The organism is Dyadobacter sp. CY326, assembly GCF_021390515.1.
Taxonomy (GTDB): domain Bacteria; phylum Bacteroidota; class Bacteroidia; order Cytophagales; family Spirosomataceae; genus Dyadobacter.
Map to the genome: position 1 here is coordinate 283,762 of NZ_JAJUXI010000005.1, position 11,886 is coordinate 295,647.

General features: G+C 45.7%; 9 protein-coding genes. 6 read left to right on the forward strand and 3 right to left on the reverse strand.

Going from position 1 to position 11,886, the window contains the following annotated elements:
- Positions 1-18 precede the first annotated feature (18 nt).
- Positions 19-1,179 (reverse strand): fibronectin type III domain-containing protein, encoded by a 1,161-nt coding sequence (locus LZG73_RS11870; RefSeq protein ID WP_233849310.1) that lies wholly within the window; start codon positions 1,177-1,179, stop codon positions 19-21.
- A gap of 46 nt (positions 1,180-1,225) precedes the next feature.
- Positions 1,226-2,128, reverse strand: a complete 903-nt coding sequence (locus LZG73_RS11875) for a CorA family divalent cation transporter (protein WP_233849312.1) — start codon at positions 2,126-2,128, stop codon at positions 1,226-1,228.
- Positions 2,129-2,364: 236 nt separating this feature from the next.
- On the opposite strand from LZG73_RS11875, the gene LZG73_RS11880 reads away from it, so the two are divergent.
- Positions 2,365-3,222, forward strand: a complete 858-nt coding sequence (locus tag LZG73_RS11880) for an SDR family oxidoreductase (RefSeq protein ID WP_233849314.1) — start codon at positions 2,365-2,367, stop codon at positions 3,220-3,222.
- A gap of 38 nt (positions 3,223-3,260) precedes the next feature.
- On the opposite strand, the gene LZG73_RS11885 is transcribed toward LZG73_RS11880, so the two are convergent.
- Positions 3,261-6,383: a PAS domain-containing hybrid sensor histidine kinase/response regulator gene (locus tag LZG73_RS11885; protein ID WP_233849316.1), complete on the reverse strand. Its 3,123-nt coding sequence runs from the start codon at positions 6,381-6,383 to the stop codon at positions 3,261-3,263.
- A 289-nt stretch (positions 6,384-6,672) separates the two neighbouring features.
- Between LZG73_RS11885 and LZG73_RS11890 the strand changes: the two genes are divergently transcribed.
- The 5 genes from LZG73_RS11890 (at position 6,673) to LZG73_RS11910 (ending at position 11,842) form a co-directional block, all read left to right on the forward strand.
- Positions 6,673-8,013, forward strand: a complete 1,341-nt coding sequence (locus tag LZG73_RS11890) for an amidohydrolase family protein (protein WP_233849318.1) — start codon at positions 6,673-6,675, stop codon at positions 8,011-8,013.
- A 20-nt stretch (positions 8,014-8,033) separates the two neighbouring features.
- Entirely contained in the window at positions 8,034-8,423 is a 390-nt protein-coding gene (locus tag LZG73_RS11895; protein ID WP_233849320.1) for a VOC family protein, read from the forward strand.
- Positions 8,424-8,579: 156 nt separating this feature from the next.
- Positions 8,580-9,515, forward strand: coding sequence for a hypothetical protein (locus tag LZG73_RS11900; protein ID WP_233849322.1), 936 nt, complete (start codon positions 8,580-8,582; stop codon positions 9,513-9,515).
- Positions 9,515-10,657: a glycosyltransferase family 4 protein gene (locus LZG73_RS11905; protein ID WP_233849331.1), complete on the forward strand. Its 1,143-nt coding sequence runs from the start codon at positions 9,515-9,517 to the stop codon at positions 10,655-10,657. Before LZG73_RS11900 ends, LZG73_RS11905 begins: the two co-directional genes overlap by 1 nt.
- A gap of 36 nt (positions 10,658-10,693) precedes the next feature.
- Positions 10,694-11,842, forward strand: a complete 1,149-nt coding sequence (locus LZG73_RS11910; RefSeq protein ID WP_233849340.1) for a glycosyltransferase — start codon at positions 10,694-10,696, stop codon at positions 11,840-11,842.
- Positions 11,843-11,886: the final 44 nt, after the last annotated feature.

The following is an 11,886-nucleotide window of genomic DNA, read 5'->3' on the forward strand; positions in this document are numbered from 1 at the left end:
TGGATTTAGGAGATGATATCAGTAAAGGGCAATTTTGCGCGAAATTACTTCCTTGTCGGTGACGATGCGCACGATATAAATGCCCGCTGAAAGGCTGCTTATGTTGGTTTGTGAAAATGCGCCGATGTTTTCCTCCCTGAGTTGGACGCCGCGCAGGTCGTAAATTTGCAGCAATGCAGCGCTTGATCTGCTGAGTTCCGTAAAAATTGTTTTGTCAAAAACATAGACAAGATGCTTGTCGGCAACGGGTTCTACGCCCGTGATAATCGAATTGGCAAGCACAATGGAAACCAGACTATAAGGTGAACTTCCGCCAGCATTCACGGCTTTAATACGGTAATAATGATCGATTCTGGCCAGCGAATCCGTGTCTTGAAATTGCAGCACATTGGCCGCAACCTTTCCAATCTGAACATATTGGTTGTCACCGGCCGAACGCTCGATAATCACTTCTTTTGTGTTTGCCGAAACCGGCGACCAGCGTAATTGAACCAAATCAGGTGCAATGGGCACGGCTGTGAAATTTTCCGGGCGGTCCGGAACGGGAATGTTTTGGGTTTTGGCAGAAACAATGTCGCTATATGGTGAATTTCCGGCCGCATTGATCGCCCTGATCCTGTAAAAATAATCGGTTGCAGGTGCTAATCCGGTGTTTTGGAACGTCACGGCATTGGCTGCGAGGTCGGCAATTTTTGAGAAGGTTTTTCCGTCCAATGATCTTTCGAGCTGGAAACCGCTTTCGTTGTTAGATGCATCCGCCCAGGTAAGATTAATCTGCGAAATGGAAACGGCCGTTGCGGTCAGGTTTTCAGGCGCGACCGGCGCAAGAAGCAATGTTGTGGCACTCGCAATGTTGCTGTATGCAGACTTCGCAGCCGTATTTTTGGCCAAAATCCTGAACCAGTATTTTGTTGAAGCCGCCAGTCCGGTGTTTTGAAAAGTCTTCACATTCGCAGCAACATCGGCAATTTTTACAAACTTCAAACCATCCAATGATCTTTCCAGCTCAAAACCTGTCTCGTTGGTCGCATTGTCCGTCCAGGTAAGGTTGATTTGCGTTGCCGAAACAGCAGTTGCAGTCAAAGCAGCAGGCGCTTTTGGAACGACCACGACCTGCGCTGCAAGCTGCGTGATCGATATCAGAAAAAAGAAAATGTATTTAATAAAATCAAAATTCATAGGTTAATAAAAAGGCGATTTTCACAAAAATTTAATGTTAAGATTCTCACAACCAGCCTTTTTTCTTAAACCAGGCATAAATCCCGACTGTAATAAAGACCATCAAAATCATAACTGCTGGATAGCCATATTTCATCCGCAGCTCGGGCATAAATTCGAAATTCATTCCATAAATGCCGACAATGAATGTCAGCGGCATGAAGAAAACTGAAAACAATGTCAATACGCGTACGATCTCGTTGGTTCGCTGGGACGAAATCGAAAAATAGATCATGACAAGCTGGTTCATGTTTTCAAAAAGCGTGTCATAAATATTCTGCATTTTCACGAAAAGGTCGCGCGTGTCGCGCGTGTAAGCATTGGTGTGCTCAGGATCGTCCATCTTATCCACGATTTCGTGCGACAGCATGATCACGCGCCGGGTCACTTCCACCCTTCTGCGTAAATAATACAGGCTTTTGAGCAATGACGCTTTTCGATTTTTGAGAAACATATTTTCCTCATAATATTCAATGTCACGCGTAAGCTTGGCCGACGGCTCTTCGTATGTGCTGAGACAGCTTTTTATAATTTCGTTTACCAGCTGATGCGTGTCCTTGCAAGCGTGCTGCGTAATCTGGTTTTCACGAATAAGTTCTGGCGCCGACCACGGTTTACGGTGCAGCGTGATCACTTTTTCGGGAAACATGAAAACGGCGACTTTGTCTGTAAGCTCAGGGACCGTGTCGGCTTCGGTGGCGACGGACTCGGAATGCATGCGGAAAATGATGAATGCATAACCCGCCACGGTTTCATATTTTGGAAGGTGATCTGGCTGGCTCCAGTCTTTAATGGAGGATTCGTGAAACGCATGTTTTTTGCTTAATTCTGCAAGTTCTGCATCATCGGGGTCGGTAACATCAATCCATTCAAAGGGATATTTGGAACCTTCGGCAATCATTTTAATCATAAATCAATTTGTCGGGCTTAGCATGACCAGCCTCAGAAAGTAAGTTATAAAACCATTGAAATGCAAACTGTGGCAACGGGAGACGGACTTGCCAACTGTGAAAATGTTTACTCATGAACGGTTGCGCATTGCGGTTTGGGTGCACATTCCGGAAAACAGGCGGACACTTGCGGCATTGGCACATGCTTTTACTGCCCCGGGCTTTCACAATAATCAACTACTAAAATCATTACATTATGGATTATCAAATTCAAACCGGCGGACAGACGCAAGACTCACAGCCCGGCATAGAACAGGAAATGACCCCGGCACCCGTTTTTATTCGTGAAAATTATCGCGGAAGTGGAAAGTTGGAAGGAAAATCAGCATTGATAACGGGTGGCGATAGCGGAATTGGTCGCGCTGTGGCGGTGCATTTTGCACGCGAAGGAGCCGATGTGGCCATTGTTTATCTGGAAGAAGATGAGGATGCGCAGGAGACCAAATCGCTCGTTGAGGCGGAAGGACAGCGATGTCTGCTGATCCCGGGCGATGTGCGCGAGGAAGCGTTTTGCAAAGAGGCAGTTTCTCGTGTTGTGAATGAATTTGGCAAATTGAACATTTTGGTAAACAATGCAGCCGAACAGCATCCGAAAGAAGATATAAGAGAAATTACTGCGAATCAGCTGCATGACACGTTTGCCACCAACATTTTTGCATTTTTCTTTTTCACGCAGGCTGCGCTCGAACACTTGCACGAAGGCGACGCTATCATTAACACTGCGTCCGTAACTGCATATCATGGCAGTCCGGCGTTACTCGATTACTCATCCACAAAAGGCGCCATTGTGGCTTTCACAAGATCGCTGGCAGGATCGCTTGCTGAGAAAAAAATTATTGTAAATGCTGTGGCTCCCGGCCCGATCTGGACACCGTTGATCCCGGCAACATTCAATGCAGAAAAAGTGGAAAAATTCGGAAAGGACACGCCGCTCAAACGGCCTGGACAACCTGCCGAAGTTGCACCATGTTATGTATTTCTAGCTTGTGAAGATGCTTCTTATATGAGCGGACAAGTGCTGCATCCCAATGGCGGACAGGTGGTTAACGGATAACCAAACAAAAGCGGAGGCAAATAATTTGCCTCCGCTTTTTAATAAACTTCAATTTCATTTCCCTGGAAAAGCCACTTCTGAATCGTGTTATGCAGCGTATCTTTAACGACTGGCTTCGTCAGATAATCATCCATTCCGGCGTCAATGCATTTTTCCCGTTCGCCTACGACGGTTCCTGCTGTGAGCGCAATGATGGGAATGCGCTTGCCTGATTCCAGAATTCTGATTTGCCGCGTTGCTTCATAACCATTCATTTCCGGCATTTGAATGTCCATGAAAATAATGTCTGGGTCTGTTTCTTTATACAACCGAATGGCTTCGTTCCCGTTATTGGCCTCCACCATGGTCACATTGGAAAGGATTTTTCCCAACATTGTTTTTACCAAAAGCATATTAATCTTGTGGTCTTCGGCAATCAGGACAACAAACTTGTCTGCACCTTTCTGGCCAGTGTCAATCGGGCCGCCTTCCGAATCCGATTTAAAAACCGCATCGTTTGTCGCATAAATCTGCGAAAGCATTGAAAACAATTGCTGTATTTTGACCGGCTTTAATAAGGAATGAAGCACGTTAAGCTCGGCGAGCGCCAAATTATTGGCTTCTTCATCAAAAGAATTATTGAGCAAAATCACGGGTTGATTTCGCATCTTGCCCGAAGCATTGCGCAGCTTGCGAATGGTCTCAATCCCATCCATCTCAGGCATTTGGCAGTCCATAAGCACAACGTCGAACGTCGGATCGGTGGCCAATTTTTCCAGAGCCGCAAATCCATTTGAAACATATTCTGACGCTATGCCCTTGTTGTTTAGCATATCAGTGAGAATATCCCCGTTGTGAACGTTGTCATCCACAATCAGGACCTTCTTAATGTCGTCTATATTGTCCCAAACAAACTCATCGCCATCGGGCACGAGCCTGAAAGTCACGTCAAAAAAGAATGTGCTTCCTGTTTCGGTCCTGCTGTTGAGTTGCAGCTTGCTTCCCATCAGTTCGAGCAGGTTATTGGAAATCGTCAGCCCCAGGCCGGTGCCGCCGAAGCGTTTGGTTGTTGAGGAGTCTTCCTGAGAAAACGCGTCGAAGATGCGCCGCTGGTTTTTTGGGGCAATGCCAATTCCTGTGTCTCTGACAGAAAATCTGAATGTTGTTTCCTGTTCGTTTAGGCGCTCTAAAACCTCTATTTTCAATTCAATTTCGCCATTCATTGTGAATTTGACGGCGTTACTCAGCAAGTTTGCCAAAATCTGTTTCAACCGCACCGAGTCGGCCCAGACATAATGCGGAATGTCGGCCGGAATGTTCAGCAGCATTTCCAGTTGCTTTTGCTGCGCCTGGTAAGTGAGCATGTCCGCAACTTGTCCGCATAGCGTGAGCAAATCGGTTTTTTCATAACGGAGCTCCAATTTGCCCGCCTCTATTTTTGAGAAATCGAGAATGTCATTGATAATTTCAAGCAATGAATTAGCCGATTGGAAAACCATGGACATGTATTGCTGCTGCGTTTCGTCCAGGGCGGTTTTCATCAATAGGTCCGTAAAACCGATCACACCGTTGAGCGGTGTCCGGATTTCATGACTCATATTGGCCAAAAATTCCGATTTGAGCTTGCTTGCCGACTCGGCCTGCTGGCTTGCTGTGAGCAGTTCGAGCTCTGCCTGCTTCCTTAATGTAATATCCCTGATTACGGCTTGTATGATTTGAGAGCCGTTAATGTTGGTGAGGTTTAAAAGCACTTCCGCAACGAAACTTTCGCTATCCGCTCCGAAACGTTTGAAAACCCATTCGAAATTATGACTTCCTTTTTCATAGACAGCCTCCAAATTTTCCTTGGCAAGATCGGTAAGCTGCTCGTAAGAAGAATAGGTCGCAAAAGCCAGTTCTTCATGAGATTTGCCAACCAGGCCATTTACCGAGGTAAGTCCAAACATTTTCAATGCTGCCGGGTTGCAATCCAGGTAACCCTCCCGGTCAAAAAGCACCACCGCGTCACTCGTCGAATCGTACAAGCTGCGAAACTTGGCTTCCGAATTCATGATGGCCTCCTCGGAACGCTTGCGACGGGTTATATCGCGTTCAATGGCAACGAAATTTGTGCATTGCCCTTTGTCATTAAATACAGGCGTTATTTTCAAATCGACCCAATAGCGCTCGCCACTCCTATTGTAACATAAAATCTCCGCTTGCACGATCCGATAAGCCTTGCATTCTTCGTAAATCCAGGCAATCGTGTCCATATCCGTTTCCGGGCCGCATAGTAACTCGGTCGGGTCCAGGCCTTTCACTTCGCCGCGCTTGTAGCCCGTCTGATTTTCATAAGCTTTGTTGACCCACGTAATGCGCCCTTTGCTGTCGGTTATTACAATATAGTCTGTTGTGTTCGAAGCCACGATCGCCAGCTCCTTCAAGCGCTCGCGCGAGCGGCGTAACTCGGTGATGTTGTGACTCGTAAGTATGATGTCCTTGCTGTCAGAATCAATGTTTGCGCTGGTGTTGCTCCAAGACCACGTTCCGTTTTTATGCAGAATCCGGTGTTCAATGCCGCCCTTGATCGGCACATTCGTTTGCACTGTTTTCAGCAATGCAGCTTTGCAGGTTTCAAGATCATCCTCATGGACATATTCCGTAAAAGAGCGTCCCAACGTTTCCTTGATCGTATAACCATATACTTTTGTCCAGCTTGGCGAGACATAAGTGAGAATAAGCTCAGGCGTCAGCGTAAAAAGGACATCTTGGACATTGGAAACCAATACGGATAAATCTTGCTCCGTTTTCAACTTTTGCGTGATGTCGTAACCAATGCAGAAAATCTCGTTTACAACGCCAGACTCGTCGGTTAACCCGGTAAATTCCCATTGCGTGGTGTTGATGCCGGCGAATTGTGAAATTTTCCGCAGCGTAACCGGGTGGGGTTTGCCTGGATTTATAAAGCACAGATTGCCAACTTGGATACATTTCTCAATGTCCTCAGGAACAACACCCATTAAGGAGGATTTGCCGACAATATCTTCCTGCGCGATGCCGTAAAATTCACAAAAACAATTGTTTACAAATGTATAATTGCCTTCCAGGTCCGTGCGGACAATGTACATGGTGCGGCTATTCAAAAAACTCTGAAATAATTGAGAGTTGCTTGGGTATTTGTGTTTTTCTCTTTCCTCAGACATCTATTTTTCGAAGGGTTTACGACCGATGTGATCGAATTTAAGCGTCAGCATATAGTTGGTTACAGCCTTACAAGATAGCTTTTATTTAATTACATTAACTCTTGAAATGAGCATGTTTGTAATACTTTTATCCTGCGGTGCAAATAACTTCTACAAATTGTAAAAAACCTTCATTTTTCATCAACATTTTAGAATACTTTGCCACTTTCAGGATTAATTGTGCGTGAAAACTTCTATTTTGACATTCGGAAATCGTTTACCTGCTGATTAAATATTTTACTACGACGTTATGAAAAATCCTGTTTCCTTACTGATTTGCCTGATTGTCGTGGCTGCTGGCTATGAAGCGAATGCCCAGACCAAAGCGACCATTCTCAAAAACGCAACTGTGATTGACGGAACCGGCGAAGATCCCCGCGAAGCAACAGACATTCTCATCATGGACGGGCGCGTGGTGGCAGTGGAAAAGGCCATTAAGTTGAAAGGCGCACAGGAAGTTGACCTGACTGGCAAAACGGTGATGCCATCGCTGATCTGCGCGCACGCACACGTGGGCACATTAAATGGAACCACTTCATCCGCAGAGAATTACACAAGAGAAAATATTCTAAGGCAACTCGTTAAATACCAGGATTACGGCGTTTCTGCGGTGCTGGCAATGGGAACCGACCGGCCGCTAATTTTCGATGGACTGAGGGATTCAACAGTTGCTGGTCTGCTTCCGGGCGCAAGATTATTTTCGGCGGGTTATGGCTTTAATACACCCGATCCAAATCCGGGTTCGTGGATGAATTTGCTGTTGCGTCCCGAAACACCTGAGGAAGTGCCCGCTATGCTGGATAAACTGGTCCGGCTTAAACCGACGGTGGTAAAAATTTGGGTGGACGATCATGGCGGCAATGCTCAAAAGATGAAGCCGGAAATTTACCAGGCCATCATCAGCGAAGCGCACAAACGTAACATCAGAGTTGCAGCGCACTTATTTTATGTTGAAGATGCAAAGTTGCTGGTTGATGCCGGGCTCGACATTATTGCACACAGCGTTCGCGATAAGGAAGTTGATGAGGCATTGTTAAGCAAAATGAAGGAGAAAAATGTGATTTACATTCCGACGCTTTCATTGGATGAATATCAGTTTGCCTATGCCGGTCAGCCTGCTTGGCTCAATGATGCATTTTTCAAAACTTCACTCGAACCGGGTGCGTTTGAAATGATTACAGATCCCGCGTACAATGAAAAGATCAAAACTTCACCGGATTATGAGCGCAACTTGGCAGCATTCAAAACCGCTTCGGTAAATCTTAAAAAGATTTTTGATGCTGGCATAACAGTTGCATTGGGAACCGATTCCGGCGCATTTCCGATTCGAACGCAGGGTTTTACAGAACATTTGGAAATGGAATTAATGGTCGAAGCAGGCCTGACTCCATTGCAAGCGATCATGCTTTCGACCCAAAATGCTGCGAAAGCCTTGCAAATCGACAAGGATTCAGGGACGCTCGTTCGTGGCAAGAGGGCTGATTTGATCATATTGAGCGCTAATCCGGCCGAGGACATTAAAAACACGCGGAAAATTGAAGCCGTGTGGAGAAACGGAAAAAAAGTGAGCAATGGGCCATTGCTAAAATAACCAGAACAACACTCCTGACAATGAAGATTGAATTTGAAAGATTAAACCACGTCATGCTCTGCATTCCCGAAGGCAAGGAGGAAGACGCACGACATTTTTACGGCCAAGTACTTGGCTTGCCCGAGTTGAGAGATCAGGGATACGCGCTTCCTAACGGCGCAATGTGGTTTCAAATGGGTGATATAGAGCTGCATATAAGAGCTGAACCACTGATGGAAACTTCACAGCGACATCCTGCATTCGAGGTGAAAAACCTGGATGCGGCACGCCAGCTTCTCGAAGAAAACGGCATCGCAATCCGCAACGACAGCCCCATCCCCGACCGCAAGCGCTTCTCATTCCGCGACCCGTTTGGCAACCGCATTGAACTCATTGAAATGCTGGTGCCCACAAAGCAGGATTTGATATAAATCACAACTCCAATTTGTAAAAAGGCGATTTTGGAAAAAGTAATCCTAAATTTGCCTTCGCATTTGCAGCGGACACAGCGTTTTTCTTTGATGTTGAAATTTTTTTATAGATTCTTAATCCTAGTTATAATCCTCGCGGTTACGACGGAAGTCGTTTTGAGATATAAGTTCGGCTTTTGCAATTCTCCGCTTTACGTGTCAGATCCTGATTTTGAATACATTTATGCGCCTAACCAGGATGTAAAAAGATTTGGCTATGCACTGAGGACCAACAGCTTATCCATGCGCAGTGAGGAAGTGCTTCCGTCGGACAGCATTGTTATTTTGCTGATCGGCGATTCGGTTGTCAATGGAGGGAGCTTAACGGATCAGGACAGCATTGCTTCTACTTTGCTGGAAAAACGTTTTCTGAGAGACTACAACAAGCGCGTTCGTGTGCTCAACATTTCGGCAGGCTCCTGGGGGCCCGATAACATGGCCGCGTTTCTGAAAAAATATGGCACTTTCAAGGCGAGATTAATGTGCCTCGTCACCAGCAGCCACGATGCGCACGATATTATGTCGCACCAAAGCCCGGTCGGGATTGATCCTGGGATGCCAGATAAGCAATATAAAGTTGCGCTTTACGAACTTTGGGACCGCTATCGCTGGATTTTCTTTTATTATTTTAACACCTGGTTCTTTGCTCCCACCGTCGATGAAAATCCAGAAAAAGTGCTTTTGGATTCAATAAAAAAGGATTCGGTCAAAAAGGAGAAACTGAATGATGCAGGAATCCGCAAGCCAGGCCTTGGCTTCAATCCTGGTTATGAGCAAATTTACGAGATTGCCAAAAAGGACTCCATCCCCATGTTCATTTATCTGCATCCCGAAACTTCCGAGGTCGAGCTGGGCCATTTCAATGATCAGGGTGACGAAATCATAGCATTTGCCACGCAGCGAAACATCCGGCTTATCAATGAGTTCAGTCTGGGCATTGAAGCCAAATATTATCGGAAAATGGATGTTGTGCATTATAACAGTCAGGGTCAGCTTTTCCTTGCTGATAACCTCTATCCTTTGTTTCAGGAATATTTAAATCTAAAAAAGTAATGCGTGTCCTTGTGGTTCACAATCAATTATGGGCGCATTATAAGTCGCGGCTTTTCAGTGAAATACATTCTGCTATCCGGGAAAAATATCCTGAAAGTGATTTTCTGGTTTTGCAGATCGCGCTTTACGAAGCCAGCCGAAGCGTCATGCAAAGCGACGATGCAATCACTTATCATTATCCGTATAAAGTTCTTTTTGAGCGCAGTCTGGATCAGGTGGGTTTTAAAGAAAGGCGTGCTGCATTGTTCGCAGCGTTCGATGCATATAAGCCCACCGTTCTTAACATTACGGGCTATTTTGATCCCGCACAGGTTCTGCTGATGTTTTATGCAAGATTGAAGGGAGTGAAAGTCGTCCTGTCTTCCGAATCTTCTTCTGCGGATCACAATCGATCTTTTTTTAAAGAAACCTTCAAAAAACTGATCATTAACCGGGCCAATATATTTTTCTGTTTTGGCAAAACATCAGCCGAATACATTGAAAGTCTGGGCGTTGCGCCGTCACGGATTCCGGTCAGAAACGCGGCTGTGATTGATGAAGAAGTTGTTCAAACACGCCATGCGGCTGCGAAACAAACTGCAATTAATGTTCAGCGCACCCGCAAATTTGTCTATGTCGGGCGGCTGGCAACGGAAAAAAATCTTGGAACGTTGATCACAGCGTTCGCCAATGTTCATAAATTCGACAGCAATCAACGGCCTTGGCAACTCATATTTGTTGGCGACGGCCCGGAACGCGCTGCTCTGGAAAAACGCACATTGGGTTATCATTTGGAGGAAAAGATCATTTTCAAAGGCGGATTTCCCTGGTATAAGGTTCCCGAATTTTTGGCCGAAAGCGATGTGCTTATTTTGCCAAGTAAATCGGAGCCGTGGGGATTGGTTGTGAATGAGGCGATGGTTTGCGGAATGCCTGTTATTGTGTCTGAAAATTGCGGTTGCGTGGCGGATTTGGTGAAGAATGATGTAAATGGCTTTACTTTTGACCCCGACCAGCAAAAAGAACTGGAAACGGCAATGCAGTTTTTTATACAAAATCCTGACAACATTCCGGCAATGGGAGAAGCGTCACTGAAATTGATTGCGCCTTTTTCTTCCAAACAAGTTGCACGGCAAATGGCTGACTGTTATCACAATCTGTAACAGGCTGACCATAAAAATTATATACGAAACAATTGCATGCGAATTCTCAATATTTGCGCTTACACATGGGCAATCGGCGGTCCGGCCCGCATCATTTATGACCACACCACGGAAGTGCTCGCGCGTGGACATGCTGTTGATATTTTAAGCCCCATGACGCCGGGAGAAAAAATGTATCCCGTTCCGCAAGGCGCAAGGCTTATAGAATGTGCCCGCACGACGCCGATCAGCAATATTTATCGCGAATTTTCAATTGAAATGTATCGCTTTCTGAAACATCATATTCACGAGTATGATGTGGTGCATATGCATGGAATCTGGCATTTTGGGAGTTTAGCTCCGTTTTTGATTCCTAATAACGCCGTAAAAGTGATCACGATCCACGGCTTGCTTGACAAATGGGCAGTGGCGCATCACAAATGGAAAAAGGACATTGTCACGCTGCTTTATCAAAAAAGAATATTAGGACAAGCCGACCTGATCCAGATCAATAACACGGATGAAGAAGAGGATGTGATCCGTTATTTGGGTTATCGTCCCAAAAACATGGTGATTGTCCCGAACGGGATGAAACTCGAAGAATACGCTCGCTTGCCTGCAAAAGGCATATTTCGGGCCAAGCACAATATTACTGCCGATCAGCAACTGGTGCTTTTTATGGCCAGGCTGAACATTAAGAAAGGCCTCGACTTGCTCTTGCCTGCATTCAGGCAAGTGGAACAGCAGCTGCCGAATGCTGTGCTGATCCTAGCCGGTCCGGACGATGGTTATCAACAGGAAACCGAAGCTTTTATCCGAAAAAACAACCTGCAAAACCGCATTAAACTGGTGGGAATGCTTACGGATACGGTTAAAAAAGAAGCGCTTGCCGATGCGGATCTGTTCGTTTTGCCCTCCTATTCGGAAGGTTTTTCCATTGCCGTGCTGGAAGCAATGACCTCGCGTGTGCCAACAATCGTGTCCGATCGCGTGGGGTTTGGTGATTACATTAAACGCTATGATGCCGCTTTTTTAACACCCTTAAACAGCGATGGCGTTGCCAAGGGGCTTCTTAAAATATTACAAGATAAAGTCTATGGTCAGGATATAGCAAATCGTGCCCACAAGATGGTAACCGAAAATTTTGACATACGCGTGGTGGCTAATCAGTTATTGGAAGAATACAAGAAAGTTAAAAAAAAGTAATTACCTTTGGCCGGTTACATCAACCGATTTTTGGTAAGTTTCTG